Below are 17,959 nucleotides of genomic sequence, written 5' to 3' on the forward strand. Positions count from 1 at the left end.
TGTGTTGATTATATGTTGTTTCACACTAATTTCGTTCTGGTAGCTGACATCCATATGAACGGGTAGCCAGTGTATCAAAATAAGGTGGCGGATTATGTGCAATCACTTGTTCAATAGCCATCTGGGCATAACTGGTCTGTCTTTGTGTACAGTAACGAGCCCGATTATAATTTCCCCGGTAATACAACTGACTCTGTTCATCAATCACAACTGCCTGTGGGGTTGAGTATACTCCGCACTTCTTCGCTAGTGACTGATTCTCATCTGTAACTACTCCTATATTTGTATCTTTCAACAACTCCCTTGCAGATTCAATCTCTTCTTTCTGAGATACTACTGCATAAAAGTCCATTTTATCCGCATAATTTCTGGTCAGTGTAATAAAATGCTGTATATTAAATCGAGAACAAGGACATTCAGGATTAAAGAAATGAATCAGTACAGGTTTTTTGCTTTTTATCTGGATTTCTTCAGGCAATGATATATAGGTGCCTGTGTCTATGCTTTTATACCCTTTGGGAACAGGTGTAGGCAGCTGATACTGTAATTCCTGTTGCCAAAACAGAAAAGCAATACCTGAGATTGCAGCTGAAGTCAACAATATAGCCAGCACCTTGTTTAGCATATATAGAAAAGTAAAGCGTATATCAAATTTACAGGAGAACTTATAAATTCAGAAACTCCCTGACAGACAAGTGTGTTTACAACAGGTAGGAAAACCTTGCAGCAGATAGATGCAAAATGTCTATTTAAGGTAATGCAAGGTTTTCTTACCTTTACATTTAAATTCTTTCCTGTCTATCATCATCACACAGAGTAGGATACAAACCTCTTTAAGGCAACAGTGCTTGATTGTCAGTTAGTAACAGAAATATGGAGAAGCCGTTTAAAGTATATACATCTTCAGCAGGTTCGGGAAAAACGTATACGCTAACCAAAGAATACCTGAAGCTCGCCTTAAAAAGTGATGACCCGTTTTATTTCAGGCATATTCTGGCTATTACCTTTACCAATGATGCGGCCAATGAAATGAAAGAACGGATTCTGGGTGCCTTGCGTGGGTTTGCAGATCCAGATTCCTTACCCGAAAACAAACGCCCTGGCAATCAACAGTTGTTGGATATCATTGTACAGGAACTGAACCAAATTGATCGTGTAGAGCCTCTCACTGAACAAATACTTCGCCGACGTGCCGGACGGGCATTTTCCCACATTCTTCACGATTATTCTGACTTTGCCGTCAGTACCATCGACAGTTTTGTAAACCGTCTGGTAGGTGCGTTTACTGAAGAGCTGGATATTCCCTTTAACTATGAAGTTTCGATGGAAGGCATTGAACTAGTATCCAATGCCGTAGACCGCCTCCTCAATCGGATTGGTCATGACGAGGAGAAGATATTGTCTGAAATGCTGGAAGCCTATGCACTGGAGATTACCGACGAAGGAAAAAGCTGGAATGGATTACCGGATAATCTGGCAGAATTTGGAGCCCAGCTGCTCAGTGAAAAAGTAACAGAAGCCATGGATCGAATCAAACATCTCACGATGGATGATTTCAAAACAACACGGGCAATTATTGAACAACGCAAAGAAGAGCTTAAAACCAAAATAGCCGAATCAGCTCAAATGTCTTTGGAGACCATGCAGACGTATGGTTTGGATAGTAAATACTTCCAGCAGGGTCAACGAGGTATTTGGGGGTATTTTGACAAGAATGCCAACAATATAGATCGGGAGTTGGACAAAGAAGTATCTCCTACCCTTCAGGAGCTTTTTTATGCAGACGAATGGGCTAGTAAAACCACGAAGGAAGAAAAACGTCGAGCCATAGCAGAACTGCAACCCACACTATTCAGTGTGTTTGAAAATATCGAAAAAATGAAAGGAGACTGGCTGCTCCTTGAAAACATACTGCAACACTATTATAAACTGTCTGTTATTCATGAGATTAGCCACGAGCTACGTCTGATTAAATCAGACAAAAATCAGGTACTGATTTCTGATTTCAATCAGGCACTGGTAAATATAATTCTGAAAGAGCCTGTACCATTTATTTATGAACGGCTAGGCGAGAAATACAACCACATTCTGATTGATGAATTTCAGGATACATCTGTACTACAATGGAATAACTTGCTACCCCTATTGGAAAACGGTTTGGCTAAAGGACATTTCAGTCTGATTGTAGGAGATGCCAAACAAGCCATTTACCGCTGGCGGGGTGGTGATATGGAGCAGATTGTACACCTGTCTAACAAGCGCTTTGACGTTTTGTTAAGCCGCCATCAGGAGCCAGACCTGCTCGGAGTTCGCTATGAGACTATTAATTACACGCTGGCCAAAGAACGACTCAATACAAACTTTCGCAGTACCCGTGAAATTATAGAGTTTAACAACGATATATTCCGAACACTGGCGGATATGTATGGAGCTGACCGCCAGTTGCTGGCTGAAGTATATGACGAATTTGCCTCTCAGGAAGTCCCTGCAACAGCCAAAACAGGTGGCCATATTGAAATTCAGTTTATTGATTCAGCGAAAGAAGACGATGATACAGCCGAAGACGGACTTTCTGCCTATGAGAGACGTACCCTTGAAGCTGTTTTACGCAATGTACAAGACGTACTGGAAGCAGGATATACTCACCGGGATATTGCAGTCTTATGTCGTCAGAACAAATATGCCCGTCTGGTTGCCAATTTCCTCAAAGATCGTGGTGTAGATATTATCTCACAGGACTCTTTATTGCTTCAGTCCTCACCTGCCATCTCTTTGCTGATTTCCTTTCTTAAAATATTACATTCGCCAGACGATACGTTGGCTCGATATGAGGCTTTACATCTTTTTTATCAGCATATCCTTCAGCAGATGCCTCAGCTTACTCCCAATGAATGGGAGGTCATGCGCAAAGGATCTTCTCTCAAGCCTTTATTCTCCCATCTGGAAGGAAAAGAATATTTTCTGAATCCTTTCCGGCTTCAGCAAATGGGGTTGTATGAACTCGGGGCGACACTGGTACAAACCTTCCGGCTGGCCGAACTGAACGGACAAACACCCTACATTTATCGTTTTCTGGATGTATTGCTCGATTTTTCAGTCAAACAAAGTAACCATCTGGGAGAATTTATGGACTTTTGGGAACGGAAAAAGGAGGTATTGTATATTAATACGCCCAAAGACAAAGATGCAGTGACCGTTACCTCTGTCCACAAATCCAAAGGTCTGGAATATCCGATAGTGCTTGTTCCTTTTGCAGATTGGGACATGTTTCCCAGACCCGGAGAGATATGGTGGATGAGCTTGGATACAAACCGATTATCCTATGAATCCCCTTATCTCAAAGACATTTCATTGCGGTCTACTCCTATCACACCTAAAAAGGAACTAACACGGACTCCCTTGCGGAAACAATACGAAGAAGATACGGAGAAGCTATTCATTGAGAATATGAATCTGTTGTATGTGGCTCTCACACGGCCTACAGACCGGCTTTACCTGTTAGGCAAAGAGTTTGACTTCTCCAAACGAACAGACCGCATCAATGTAAGTATGTTGCTACACGATTATCTGGACCAGAAGGAGTTATGGGAGCCTCACCGTCCGCACTATATTTTACGGGAAGGAACCCTAAAACCCACTCCTAAGGAGGTTGCACAGGAGAATGAAGTATTTCTGGTAACCAATGACCCAGTGGCAGACTGGCACAAGAAAGCCAGACTTCGCCGTATGGCCTCCCGAATGTTTGATACAGAAACTTTTGAAAAAGAAAGAGATCATGCTCAAAAGTTATGTGAAGCATTGCGTCATCTTGAGAGCGATGCACAAATTGAGCTTTGTCTGGATAAATTTGAAAGTGAAGGCAGTATCAGCGAAAGTGAACGAAATTCCTTTCGAAGAGATCTCGAGGAGATTATCAGTCAATCGGCTTTGCGACCTCACTTCTCTCCCAAGGCTGAGGTAAAGCCTGTGAAAGATATTCTTTCCAGACATACACTCAATCTGATTCCTCCGGATCGCGTCATTGTCAATGGAAGTGCTGTTACCATTATGAGTTATATATCGGGTGATTCTCAGGAGGATGCTGAAAAATTATTGAACCGATACGCTAAAGCATTAAGACAAATGGGCTATCAGGAAGTAGAAAAACTCATTGTCAATACCCAGACACTGGAAGTAACAACCTTCACTACAGCTGTAGGAAGTATGTAAACTACTTTAAGAGGTTATCTAAAATATCGTTCGAATATTCAAGGTAAAAAAACAAGGGTTTCCTTCGAAATCCTACTATTTTTACCGCGAAAATTCATATCACACTTCGTAAATTATACACTAATGCATATTCAGCCCGCCAGCCGGATGAATCTGGTACAGGAATACTACTTCTCTACCAAGTTAAAAGAAATTGCAGCAATGCAAAGTCGTGGCATACAAGTTATTAATCTGGGTATTGGCAGTCCGGATCTGCCACCCTCTCCTGAAACCATTACTACTTTAGGAGAAGCTGCTCAGAATCCAAAGAATCATGCGTATCAGAGTTATATTGGATCACCTGTATTACGGGAAGCTTTCGCCAACTGGTATCATACCTGGTATGGTGTAACCTTAAATCCCGCCAATGAAATTTTACCTCTTCTAGGTTCAAAAGAAGGTATTATGCATATTGCTATGACCTATCTGGAAGCAGGAGATCAGGTATTAGTCCCCAATCCAGGTTATCCAACCTACCGTTCAGCCTCCTTACTGACAGGTGCAACCATAGTAGACTATACTCTATCTGAAGAAAATGACTGGCTGCCTGACTTCGAAGAAATGGAAAAACAGGATCTGAGCCGGGTAAAGCTTATGTGGGTCAACTACCCTCATATGCCAACAGGTGCACAGGCTAATACAGAGTTCTTTGAGAAACTAATAGCCTTTGGAAAGAAACATAATATTCTGATTGTCAATGACAATCCTTATAGTTTTATTCTAAATGACAAGCCTTTGAGCATTCTGTCAGTAGAGGGAGCCAAAGATATAGCACTGGAATTAAACTCGCTTAGCAAGTCTCACAATATGGCAGGCTGGCGAATAGGCATGCTTGGTGGCAATCCAAACTTTATCGCGGATGTGCTCCGCTTTAAAAGCAATATGGACTCTGGTATGTTTTTACCAGCCCAGTTGGCTGCTGCCAAAGCCCTGCACAATCCTCCGGAATGGTATGATAAAGTAAACACTATCTATCGCGAACGGCAGCAAAAGGTATTTGAACTTCTATGGCGCCTGGGGTGCGATTTCTCAGAAAATCAACAAGGTATGTTTGTGTGGGCCAAAATTCCGTCAACCTACAAAGATGGGTATACCTTATCCGATGAAATATTGCAGAAAGCCCATGTATTTATTACTCCTGGTGGTATATTCGGATCACAAGGCAATAATTATATTCGTGCGTCCCTTTGCAGTGATGTATCTGTTTTTGAAGAGTCTATTGAGCGGGTAACTCTGGCATTGCAATAAACTTCATTCACAGGAATCTTTGTGGATACTTACGAAGATTCCTGTATTTACCAGAGTTCAAATGTTGTCAGTATATCGTATCCCTGAATATATGAATCGACGCCATTTTCTCCAGGCCACACTGGCCACCAGTACTTTGTTAACGACTACTTCTGTATGGGCAAAACCCAAGTCAAAGATGCAGATCTGTGTATTTTCCAAACAATTACAGTGGGCCGACAGCTATCAGCATATGGCTGAGATAGCAGCTGAAATTGGCTTTGATGGTATAGATCTGACCGTTCGTCCGGGTGGGCATGTTTTGCCGGAACGGGTAACAGATGATTTGCCTAAAGCCCATGAAGCCATTAGAAAGGCAGGCTTAGCACTGCCAATGATTGTTACCCATCTTACCAAGGCAGATAGTGAAGCAGAAAATATTCTCAAAACAGCAGCCTCACTGGGAGTTCGTTATTATCGTACAGGCAATTATTACTATAAACCACAGACTGACATACTCTCGCAACTCAGACAGTTCAACGTATCATTAAAGGAACTCTCCCTTCTGAGTCAGAAATACAAAATAGCAGGCTGTTATCAGAATCATGCCAGTATACCCCCAACTTTTTATGTAGGTGCTGCCATCTGGGATCTAAAAGAACTGCTCACTGGAATAAATCCGGACTGGATGGGAGTCCAGTATGATATCAATCACGCCACGGCTGAAGGAGGTGATAACTGGCCTATCAATCTGCAATTAATCGCACCCTATGTTCGAACGTTTGATATCAAGGATTTCTATTGGGACAGAAAAGAAGGCAAACGATTTAAACACCACTGTGCCTTAGGCGAAGGAACTGTAGATTTTAAGACCTACCTCCCTCTAGCCAAAAAATATCAGTTTACAGGTCCTGTTTCCATGCACTTTGAACAATCATTGGGAGGTGCTGAAAATGGCAATCGTACTCTCACGATAGATAAAAAGGAAGTCATTGCAGCTATGAAAAAAGATCTGCATACCTTGCGCACCTGGCTCGCTGAAAACGGATTTTGAGTAATCCGTGATTCAGAGATTCTTTGCGGTAAACTATGTCTTCTAAAACCAGAATAAAGTACCTCTGTTTACCCAACGCTTTACTTTTCTCTATTACCATTATCCTCTCTCACCTATTTTACTATCTAACAACCACTTATCCTAATGGTAAACCATTAGTGGAATGGCATTGCTCAGACAGAAAAAATACTCAGTAAAGATCAGATATTTGTAGCAAAAACACATTAAAAATTCCAGAGCACAGAAATATCTATGGCATGAGATAGACACTGGACTCTGTTTTTGTCTAAGCCTCATTTCATTTATGCGATTTCTCTACTTCATAAACATCCTCCTTCTATTTATCCCTTTCATTTCTTATAGCCAGAATAGTGCAGCTATTTTTGCTCCGGATTCTATAAAACGAACCATTGAAGCAACAGAAATACCCTCCAATCTAAGGATAGATGGAAAGCTGGAAGAAGAATGGAAGCTGGCCAAACCAGCTACTCAGTTTTTTCAGGTAGAGCCTTATCAGGGTAAAACACTAAATTTCGATACAGAAATACGAGTGCTTTATAATAAGCAGTTTCTCTATATATCTGCTTTTAACAAAGACAGCTTAGGTAAAAAAAGTCTGCGGGTCCCTGATTTTCGAAGAGATTTTTCGTCTCGTTCTCATGATCATTTTGGGTTTTCGATTGACGGATTTAATGATAAGCGAAATGCCATGGTCATGGTCACCAACCCATACAGCACACAACGAGATCTGCTAACATTTGACGATGTGTTATTTGATTTGGACTGGGATGGCCTCTGGCGCGTGCGTACACATCGTACTGATTCTGGCTGGGTAGCAGAATTTGCGATCCCCTGGCAAACATTACGTTACCCCAGAACAGACTCCACAAACCAATCCTGGGGAATAAACTTTTTTAGAAACCGCCGTTATTCCAATGAATATTCAAGCTGGAACCCTTTTCCCAGAGCCTTTAGTCCATCCCGTATGGACTATGCAGGAACTTTGATTGGTATTAAACCGCCACCACCCTCTCCAAACATACGGATACAACCGTATTTGTTAGTCTCTACCAAAAATTCCAATGGTTCAGAGATTGGAGATCATACCTCGACAGAAGTAAAACCTGGGGGAGAAATTAAGTGGGCCATTAATCCGAATACAGTACTGGACATGACGTTTAATACCGACTTTGCCCAGGCCGATGTAGACAGACAAGTAAATAATATTACCCGATTTGGGATCTTCTTTCCTGAAAGACGTCAGTTCTTTCTTGAGAATGCCAGCTTATTCGGGGTTGGACTGGCACCCAATGATGATCTTTCAGGAGGTTCTATGCGCATTCAACCATTTTTCAGTCGTCGTATTGGTCTGGATGATAGTGGAAATCCTATTCCTATTGATGCAGGCGCACGTATGGTATACAGATCTCTGAAACGCAATGCAGGTGGGATTGTCATGCGACAGCGAGGTACAGATGGTAGCCCATTAACTCATTATGCCGTTGGACGATATGTAGAGAATATAGGTAAACAAAATCGTCTTGGGGGATTATTTACAATGAAACAGGTAGAATCTCTTCATGATACAATCAAAGGATATACACATTGGGTAGGAGCAGCAGATGGCTTCTTCCGGATCAATGAGTCAGCTTCCTTTAATTTTATGGTTATGGGCTCAGCCTCTGGTCGTCCCAATGATCAGGGGTTTGCAGCGTATGCACAATATTTCAGACGTACAAACAGATTGATTAGCTGGTGGACACAGTCTATTGTAACACAAAACTTTAATCCAGAAGTAGGGTTTGTATCTCGAAACGATGTTATTGCCACAACTCCTGGCTTCTTTTTTCTGGATCGGGGAGCTTGGATGCCTAAATGGTTACGTGGCTTTGAACCTGGACTGATGATAGAGATGTACCACAGAGCCACTACAGGTGAGCTGATAGAATTTCAGTTTAACAGTAACCCTATATGGCTAAACCTGCAAAACGGAGGATTCTTTGGAATTCTAATCAATCCAACCTTTCAGCGACTGGGAGATATGGATGAACGCCCACTGGATATTACCATTAAAAATGGTGTGTATAAATATGTCAGAAGCTCTTTTTACAGCTCTTCTGACCCATCCCGGAAATTCACAGTACAATTGAATGGGGAAACAGGTGGATATTATGGTGGAAAGCTTCATTTCCTGGAGTTCTTTAGCCGATATTCCCCACTACCTCATCTGGCATTTACTTTTCGTTATCAGGCTAATTTCTTTCGAAACGTTGGTTCTGAAAATTTTAGTGATGATGTACAGCTATATACAATTGATGGTCGTGTAGCACTGAATCCCAGACTACAACTGATTGGCTTTTATCAGAAAAATACATTAGGCAATCGTGATACCTGGAATGTGCGGTTGTCATGGGAGTTCAAACCCTTATCCTTTCTGTTTCTGGTATATAATAATCGGGCATACACGGGCACAAAAAATCCGGTTGAACGCCAATATGAGCAGAATGTAATTGGCAAGATTACTTTCCTAAAGCAATTTTAGACGCATCGTTCGTCTTATTAATTATTCTATTGAGCCTAACGCGTATTTTAAATACGCGTTTTTTAGTATCACAGCTCAGGTAAGACTATTATTTTAGCAAGTATACTATCAGATTAAAGAAGTCCTGGCTATACCATTGATAAGATAAATTTACAAGTTAGTGTAAAAAAACATAGATTTCTCCCAAAAACAGGTTAGTTTTCTGGTTCTATTATTGAGTCTCTAAAGCTACTTTATATAAAAGCAGTTCTCTTTCACTTTAATCAATTCATTTTCATCCAACAAACCCACATGTCGTTTACAAAAGTAAAAGTGTACTCTTTCTTTCTTCTCTGCACTATCTTATGGATACAACCTGTAGCAGGTCAAAAGAAAAAGAAGCAGAAAGAAGCATCCACAACTCCACCCTCGGTATCTGTAACAGAGAGAAAAACAGGTCCGAAAGCCTATAAAGATGTAGTTACTGGCAAAGCACAGACTTCCAAAGGCTTATTCACTGTTCACAAGGTTGAAGACAAGTATTACTTCGAAATCCCTGATTCATTATTTAACCGGGATTTTATGGCCATTACCCGAATCTCAAAAACGGCAACAGACCTCGGCTATGGTGGAGAACAGGCTAATCGTCAGGTGTTACGTTGGGAAAGAGGTCCCGAAAACAAAGTTTTTCTAAGAGTTCCCCTTTTTATCAATGTCTCTACTGATACGATTCAGCCCATTTCACAGGCAGTAAAAAACTCCAATATGGATCCTTTAGCTGCCGCATTTGATATCAAAGCCATTCGTAAAGATACTGCTGTAGTTATTGATGTAACTGATTTCTTTAAAGTAGACAATCAGATATTTTCACTTACTCCACTGGCTAAACAGATGTATAAGATCACTGCCCTGCAGACAGATCGTTCTTACATTGAGTCTATCCGGTCATTTCCTATTAATACAGAGGTTCGGACCATCAAAACCTTTGGAGTTACCCCTCCTACTCCTAGCATGGGTCCAAGCCCAAGCCCAATCCCATCTGTGAACCTGCCAGGCGGATCAGCAGCAGGAGTAATTACTCTTGAGCTGAACACATCTATGATTCTGCTGCCTAAAGTCCCCATGAAAAAACGCTTGTTTGATCCAAGGGTAGGTTTCTTTGCTAACGGATATACTGTCTATGACGATGCTTCCCAGCGTACAGACAGACAGACCTTTGCGGTAAGATGGAGACTTGAAGCAAAAAATACAGCAGATATTGAAAAACAAAAACAGGGACAGCTGATTGAACCTAAAAAACCAATCATATTTTATATTGACCCTGCTACTCCTACCAAATGGAGAAAATACCTTAAACAAGGTGTAGAAGACTGGCAGGCAGCTTTTGAGAAAGCAGGTTGGAAGAATGCTATCCTGGCTAAAGATTTCCCAGCTGGCGATACAGCAAGTCTTGAGGATGCGCGTTATTCTGTAATCCGCTACTTTGCCTCAGGAATTGAGAATGCCTACGGTCCTAACGTACACGATCCACGTAGTGGAGAAATCATCGAAAGCCACATTGGCTGGTATCATAACGTAATGAACCTATTGCGTAAATGGTATATGATTCAGGGAGCTGCAGTAGATGCCCGTGCACGTAAACCTAAGTTTGACGATGAACTAATGGGAGAACTTATCCGCTTTGTATCTTCACACGAAGTAGGCCACACACTAGGACTGCGTCATAACTTTGGAGCAAGTAGCGCTACACCCGTAGAGAAATTAAGAGATAAGGCTTTCATTGCCAAAAATGGCCATACGTCCTCTATTATGGACTATGCACGTTTCAATTATGTGGCGCAACCTGAAGACGGAATTACTGATTTATTCCCTCGTATTGGAGATTATGATATGTGGGCGATAGAGTGGGGTTATAAACCTATATATGAAACAAAGTCTGAAGAAGAAGATAAAGTTGCGCTTAACAAATTGTACAAGGATAAGGCAGAAAAGAATCGTCGCCTGTATTTCCTTACAGAAACCAATGCTTACGATCCACGTGCACAAAGCGAAGATTTAAGTGACAACGCGATGACAGCCAGTGATTATGGAATCAAGAACCTCAAGCGTATTGTTCCAAACCTAGTTAACTGGACAAAAGAAGAGGCTGAAACCTATGAATCTCTAACAGAAATATACAATGAAGTTGTAGGTCAATATCGTCGCTATATTGGACATGTAACCAAGAATGTTGGTGGTATCTATGAAACACCTAAAACATTTGATCAGGAAGGAGTAGTATATGAGACAACGCCTAAAGCTATTCAAAAACAAGCTGTAACCTGGTTAAACAAACAAGTGTTCGAAACACCGACTTGGTTACTTGATCCACAGGTTCTGAGCCGTATTCGTCCGGATCAGGGAGTAGAGGCCCTTAGAGTGATTCATGAAACAACTATCAATAACCTTTTTGATAATAATCGTCTGCAACGTCTTATAGAAACCAGTGTATCTAATACAAATGCCTATGCTCTGGACGAACTATTTACAGATGTACAAAAGGGGATCTGGTCTGAACTGGCAAGCCGGAAACCGATTGACAACTTCCGCAGAAACCTTCAGAAGATATATGTTGAGAAGATGAATGCCATTATCAATCCTCCTTCAGGACCTTCTATGGCAGGAATGTCTTTTTCATTCCCCAATACTGTAGCTTCACCTACACCGGATGTGAAGAAGTCGGATATCATTTCTATGGCCAGAGGTGGCCTTACAGAACTTCGGACACAGATCAAAGCTGCTATACCAGGCACAACAGATAAGATGAGTCGTTATCACTTACAGGATGTTCTGACACGTATTGACAGAGCTCTTGATCCAAAGTAATAAAGTCGCATGACGGACAATAAAAAAGGTGGGCAAAACCCACCTTTTTTATTGAAGTTATCTTAACCAAACCTGTGAGGTAATAACCTCACGGGATCAGTCCCTTTTTATTTCGACTAAAATGAAATTACTCGTGAATATTGTATGTTAGTACAGGAATAGAAGCATGATTCACTACTTCTCCTGCAATGCTCCCATCCAACATATAAGACATTCCGACTCGCCCATGCGTAACCATCACAATCATATCTGCTTGTAATCTTTCCGCATACCTGTTTATCCCGTCTGCCTGACTATACTCGTTAATAATAACAGTCTGGTAACTTTGCAATTCGTATTTCTTCAGGAAATTTTTCATACGTTCTTCTATATTAAAAGTCGTATCATAATTGATAGGTGTATTGACATATACTATATGAAGATAGAACTCGAATACATCCTGCAAATCTTTGATTTTCCGCAACAAAGGTTCTATCTCATCACTGAAATCAGTAGCCAGAACAACATTTCGTAACTGAAAACCGTCAGAATGACTTCTCACAGAAAGTACAGGGCATGTGGCATACCTCACCACTTTCTCCGTACGGGAACCGATAAACATTTCATGGACTCCTGTGTCACCTTTAGTTCCCATAACGATCAGATCCACACCTGAATTTTCGGCAATGATATTAGAGATATGTTTGGCAGTACTACCTACCTGTACATCATATTCTACTTTTACTCCCTGTCTTTCAATATCTTTCACTAAAGAAAGCGCTTTTTCTTCTGCCCGGATAATCTGGCGGGACAGTCTATCCTGTGCATTATCAGGCAACAGTGGTGAACCTTCATTGTATTCATAGGCATAAACTGATTGAATTACATGAAGCAACCGGATACTGGCCTTTGTCTTCTGAGCAATCGCAGTAGCAATCTTCACGGCATAGGTAGCCTCTTCTGAAAAATCTGTAGGAATGAGTATTGTTTCCATATATAATGTAGTTGAATTCCAGGGTTCAGATAATTAGTATCTCTCTAATTGGACAGCTAAATACGCTATTTATCTGTGACAGAAGAATGATAATTCTTTTAGAAAGAAGTGACTTTCATCACTCTGTAAACGTTGCAAAGAATTCATTCTGTATCTGTTACTCTACTACTGCAATGAATAGGGCCAGTTTCATAGCACAAATCAAAAATGTTGTATTTTGCAAACACTTTGTAACTCAACAACCATGGATATCTCAATACAATTTCTTGGGGCTGTAGGCACCGTCACAGGATCAAAATATTTGCTTACAGCTGGTAAACGGAACATTTTAGTAGATTGTGGCATGTTTCAGGGCTTGAAAGAACTACGTCTTCGCAACTGGCAACCTCTTCCAGTCAATGTTCCAGCTATTGACACTGTTGTCATTACTCATGCTCACATTGATCATATTGGCTATCTGCCCCGACTATACAGAGAAGGATTCAGAGGACAAATTATCTGTACCAAAGCCACTAAAGATCTCATGCGTATAATGCTTCTGGACTCCGCCCGTTTACAAGAAGAAGAAGCAGAATATGCCACCAGAAAAGGATACTCCAAACACCCAAAGCCAGAACCGTTATATTATGTTGAAGATGTAGAGTCAGTAATGCCTTTAGTTCGTGGCTATGACTTTAATACAACTATTGAGCTTCATCCCGAAGTTTCGATCCAGTTTCGTTATGCAGGACATATTCTGGGAGCAGCTAGTATTGAAATGTTCATACAAGGAGATACTCAAACAAAGAAAATCGTTTTCTCAGGAGATTTGGGTCGTTACGGCAATCCTGTTCTATTTGACCCTTCCACAATCAACGAGGCAGATGTACTTCTTGTTGAGTCTACCTATGGGGACAAAGAAAGTGCTACAGATCATCCCGAAGACAACCTTGCCCGAATTATTAATGAAACGCTGGCACGTAAAGGCTGTATCATCATTCCTTCTTTTGCAGTAGGCAGATCACAAACTATTTTGCATTACCTGCAAAAGCTGGAAAAAGCATCCAAAATACCTCCGCTTCCTATTTATCTGGATAGTCCAATGGCTGTAACTGTCTCAGAGTTATATGCCAAACATCTGGAAAGTCACAAACTCCCTCTTGATCATTCAGACAACGATATCTTCTTTTTAAAGGATCTGCATTATGTGGAGAAGGCAGAAGATTCAAAAAATCTGAATACAATTGAAAGTCATGCTATAATCGTTGCATCCAGTGGTATGTGTGAAGGGGGTAGAATTGTACACCATCTGTTTCATCGACTTCCTAATCCCAATGATACCCTGCTGCTGGTAGGTTATCAGGCTGAAGGAACGCGTGGTCGCAGAATACAAAATGGAGAACCAGAAATCCGTATGTTTGGTCATCAGGTACCCGTCAATTGTAAGGTAGAAAGTATTAGTGGGCTTTCAGGACATGCTGATCGTAAGGAACTTGTACGTTGGCTTTCCTCATTCCAGAAAAAACCAAAGAAAGTATTTATTGTACATGGAGAGCCTGATATTGCTCAGGCATTTTCAAAAACACTTAAAGAGACTTTTAACTGGGATTCCCACATTCCGGCATACAAAGAGACTGCAATTCTCTTTGAAGGAGTTTAAGAGCAAAAATAAAACGTCACTATAGGTTTATAGTGACGTTTTATTTACTGACTTATTTTCCAATTTTCTCCATATCCAGAAAATGCATAAAGGTATCTCCACGCAATCCTAACCGAATAGTTTCCAATGGAATAATTTCATTAGGAGCAATATTTCCCAGATTCACATTAGCACCAAGCAATTTAATAAACCATACTTGCTGCGCCTTCTGAGGTGCTTCCCATAGAATTTTTTCGGATGGAATTTTTGTCAAAATTTCTTCTACTAACCCGGAACGAACCTCCCCTGTAGATCGGAATAGTCCTACATTACCACTTTCCCGAGCTTCTCCAATCACTTTCCATGCTCCTGCATCCAATTCTTTCTGCATTAACGCAATCCACTTATAAGGTGGTATAATCTTCTGATCATCTTTTGAGCCTACTTCAGATAGAACAGTAGCACGTTGGGCAAGCTTGTTGATATATTCACATTTTTCATCATGGTTCATGTCAATAGATCCATCTGATACTTCAGCATAAGTCAGCTCATACTTATCCAACACACGCAAATAATCTTCAAACTGATTACGGATTATAAATGCTTCAAATAAGGTTCCACCAAAATATACAGGTAATCCTGCTTCCTTATATAGATTTATTTTCTCTTTTAACTTGGGCGTAACAAAAGAAGTTGCCCATCCCAATTTCACAACATCTACATATTCTCCGGAGGTCTCTATAAAATCTTCAGTTTCACGAAGGCTTAATCCTTTATCCATTGCCATGGTTAAGCCAAAATCTCTGGGCTTTTCTGATCTGTCAGGAAGGTGTTTTAGTTCGTAGTTTTTCATGCAAATTTATGTTTGACATTTTGCGCCTGCAATTTATCATTTGTTATCAGATGTCTCACAAAAGATAATTCTTTGTTATTTCTGAATGATAAAGGTCACTTAGCGCCGATACTGATCAATGATCCTGTATAAAGCTTTTTGTTTTTCCAGTTCCGGAAAGAATTCAAAAAGCATAGGATGACGATCAAACCCCAAAATTAGTGCATTTTCCAAATATTGAAATGCTTCTTTATATCTTCCTGCATTAATTAAGTACGCGGTTGTATAATAATACAAGTCTGCATTTTCAGGTAACTCACCAATACCTTCTTCTGCCAGATCAATAGCCTTCAGATAATCGCCCTGCTCATAGTGTAACATAGACCATTCCAGCCATACTTCCGGGTTTGTAGGGTCCAGATTGGCTGCATTTTCATACGCTTCCAATGCTGATACGATATTACCCACCTGTGCTTCCGAATGGGCTGCACCCAACCAATAATCTGCAATTTCTCCATTCAGTTGTATAGCCTTTCTGAAGAAATGAATTGCTTCAAACCATTTCTCCTGCATATCGAGACACACTCCGACACCATACCATCCTTCATCCCACTGTGGATCTATTTTTATTGCTTTCTGATAGCTAAGAAGTGCTTTCTCATATTGTTCCAATTCCTCATATGCAGCACCCAGACAACAGTAGGTATCAGCATTAGGACTTTCGTTGGCTATTGTCTTCTCATAGCAATGTTTTGCAGATTCAAAGTTACCCAGATTCATATGGGCATTTCCCATATTATACCAGGCAGATGCAAAATCATCTTTGATCAGTGTTGCATATTCATAGGCATGAACAGCGTCCTCATATTTCTGTAACTTGCTATAGGCAATTCCCAGGTTATACCATGCATTATGAGAATATGGATCGTTATCAATGAAGTTTTTGTAAAAAGCCAGACTTTCTTCCAGTTGTCCTGTTACATCAAGGCAAAAAGCAAGTTCATATAATGCTTGTTCATGATTAGAATTAATCTGAATAGCTTTTTTGTAATACTCAATCGCCTCTGAATATTTATGCCATTGTTGAAACGTCCATCCTATCTGAAAATATACTTCATCTTTCTCTTCTGTCCATGAGAGAACCTTTTCCAGAATCTCAAGAGCAGTTTCAAACTCGCCTAATGATGCATACAAAGCGCTCTGCATAAAAGAGATATCAATATTATTGGGATGAAATAACATTGCTCTTTCTAAAATATCCAGTGCATCCTCTGTATTACCTGTATCAGCCAGAGCATGTGCCTTTTGGATCATAATCTCTGTTGAATAGGGATATTGCTGCAATGCCAGATTACATGTAGTAAGTGCTTTCTGGAAATTATGTTTCTCTATGTATTCACGAATAATCTCCTCATAATCTTCTACTTCTAAAAATATTGCTTCCTGATTGCGAAGCATTTCTTCAAAACGCCTGACTACACTACTGTGGCCTTCGTCTTCTTTATCTACAAAGTCCGGTTCCATTCTTACAATTTATATATATGAACAAGAGAATGAAGAAATGGGGATATTTATAACTCTGAACGGCAAAATTCTTATATTATTCTATTTCTCATTCATTCTCTCAATCAAAGTTTTACAAGTCCAATTTATTGTATCTGCTAGCTCTCTATATGTGAAGTGAAGTTCATTCTTTAATTTAGCATTATTATACGTATAGTGTGTCTGGGCAATTCGTGCAGTTTCGCGTGTTAACAGAGGTTCCTTATCTGAGAATAAACTTCTTACCCATTCTGCTCTCCAGCCTAACTCTGCCATCCATGAACGTACCTGCCACACAGGAGGTTTTTTATTAAATTCAATTGCTATTTTCTCTAACAACTCACGATAGGTTACCGTTCCTGCATTCAAGATAAACTTTTCTCCTGTAATTTTGCCAGTTGATAAGGAAAAAATCGCCTCAGCCACATCTCTTACATCTACATAGTTAACAAAACCTTGTGGATATAATTTATTTTCATTTAACACATAACGAAACAACTTTGTACTACTCTTTTCCAATTCTCCTGGACCAAGTACTACTGAAGGATTGACAATAACGGCAGGTAAGCCTTCTGAAAAAGCTCTCCAAACTTCTACTTCTGCCAGATATTTAGTATATGCATAATTTGTATTCAGCTCAGACTCTTCCCACATTGTATTTTCATCTAGGACAGTTTGTTTCTTAGTTCTACCTAGAGCAGCAACAGAGCTAACAAAACAGAATTTCTTTATATCCTTTTCAAGACACACATTTACTATATTGGTAGTACCTTCCACATTGGTCTGAAACATTTCAGTTTTTCGATGAGAAGAAAAGGAGACTATAGCAGCAGTATGAATTACAATATCATCATGCTGTATAGATTTTTCCAGAAGAGACAGATCAAATATATTCCCTTCTACCCAATCAATCTGATCTGCAATATCTGCCACCAGACTCAGATCACTTTGCTTGCGATGCAGTGCTCTTACAGAATATCCTTTTTTTAAGAATTCGCGAGCAATAAAGCTACCTAACAAGCCATTACATCCTGTAATAAAGACCATGGAACGAAATAAAAAATCCACCAGAAGGTGGA

Annotated in this window: 11 protein-coding genes; 6 read left to right on the plus strand and 5 right to left on the minus strand. The window is 40.3% G+C overall.

Translation table 11 applies throughout. The annotated features are described in order from the left end of the window. Positions 1 to 25 precede the first annotated feature (25 nt). The gene (locus tag QNI22_RS25820) at positions 26 to 625 is read right to left on the minus strand and encodes a DUF6436 domain-containing protein (protein WP_314515078.1); all 600 of its coding nucleotides are present in this window, start codon (positions 623 to 625) and stop codon (positions 26 to 28) included. Positions 626 to 873: 248 nt separating this feature from the next. Here QNI22_RS25820 and QNI22_RS25825 point away from each other — a divergent pair, with 248 nt between their 5' ends. From QNI22_RS25825 to QNI22_RS25845, 5 genes are all read left to right on the plus strand, one after another. Beyond that, positions 874 to 4,209, plus strand: coding sequence for a UvrD-helicase domain-containing protein (locus QNI22_RS25825; protein WP_314515080.1), 3,336 nt, complete (start codon positions 874 to 876; stop codon positions 4,207 to 4,209). A gap of 123 nt (positions 4,210 to 4,332) precedes the next feature. Further along, entirely contained in the window at positions 4,333 to 5,496 is a 1,164-nt protein-coding gene (locus QNI22_RS25830; RefSeq protein WP_314515082.1) for a pyridoxal phosphate-dependent aminotransferase, read from the plus strand. 91 nt (positions 5,497 to 5,587) lie between these two features. After that, positions 5,588 to 6,529, plus strand: coding sequence for a sugar phosphate isomerase/epimerase family protein (locus QNI22_RS25835; RefSeq protein ID WP_314515084.1), 942 nt, complete (start codon positions 5,588 to 5,590; stop codon positions 6,527 to 6,529). 304 nt (positions 6,530 to 6,833) lie between these two features. Then, complete coding sequence (locus tag QNI22_RS25840; protein WP_314515085.1) at positions 6,834 to 9,071, plus strand: carbohydrate binding family 9 domain-containing protein; 2,238 nt, start codon at positions 6,834 to 6,836, stop codon at positions 9,069 to 9,071. Between the two features lie 291 nt (positions 9,072 to 9,362). Continuing rightward, positions 9,363 to 11,915, plus strand: a complete 2,553-nt coding sequence (locus QNI22_RS25845) for a zinc-dependent metalloprotease (protein ID WP_314515087.1) — start codon at positions 9,363 to 9,365, stop codon at positions 11,913 to 11,915. A gap of 127 nt (positions 11,916 to 12,042) precedes the next feature. Here the strand turns inward: QNI22_RS25845 and QNI22_RS25850 are convergent, their stop codons facing one another. Continuing rightward, positions 12,043 to 12,888: a universal stress protein gene (locus QNI22_RS25850; RefSeq protein ID WP_314515089.1), complete on the minus strand. Its 846-nt coding sequence runs from the start codon at positions 12,886 to 12,888 to the stop codon at positions 12,043 to 12,045. A gap of 244 nt (positions 12,889 to 13,132) precedes the next feature. Between QNI22_RS25850 and QNI22_RS25855 the strand changes: the two genes are divergently transcribed. Beyond that, on the plus strand, positions 13,133 to 14,527 hold the full coding sequence (locus QNI22_RS25855; RefSeq protein WP_314515090.1) for an MBL fold metallo-hydrolase RNA specificity domain-containing protein: 1,395 nt from the start codon (positions 13,133 to 13,135) through the stop codon (positions 14,525 to 14,527). A gap of 52 nt (positions 14,528 to 14,579) precedes the next feature. Here the strand turns inward: QNI22_RS25855 and QNI22_RS25860 are convergent, their stop codons facing one another. The 3 genes from QNI22_RS25860 to QNI22_RS25870 form a co-directional block, all read right to left on the minus strand. Beyond that, positions 14,580 to 15,359, minus strand: coding sequence for a phosphosulfolactate synthase (locus tag QNI22_RS25860; protein ID WP_314515091.1), 780 nt, complete (start codon positions 15,357 to 15,359; stop codon positions 14,580 to 14,582). Between the two features lie 99 nt (positions 15,360 to 15,458). Beyond that, positions 15,459 to 16,862 carry a tetratricopeptide repeat protein gene (locus QNI22_RS25865; RefSeq protein ID WP_314515093.1) on the minus strand — a complete coding sequence of 468 codons (1,404 nt, stop codon included), beginning with the start codon at positions 16,860 to 16,862 and terminating at the stop codon, positions 15,459 to 15,461. Between the two features lie 81 nt (positions 16,863 to 16,943). Continuing rightward, positions 16,944 to 17,948 (minus strand): NAD-dependent epimerase/dehydratase family protein, encoded by a 1,005-nt coding sequence (locus QNI22_RS25870; RefSeq protein WP_314515094.1) that lies wholly within the window; start codon positions 17,946 to 17,948, stop codon positions 16,944 to 16,946. Between the last annotated feature and the right edge of the window lie 11 nt (positions 17,949 to 17,959).

Origin of the sequence: Xanthocytophaga agilis (assembly GCF_030068605.1) — a bacterium.
GTDB classification, from domain to species: domain Bacteria; phylum Bacteroidota; class Bacteroidia; order Cytophagales; family 172606-1; genus Xanthocytophaga; species Xanthocytophaga agilis.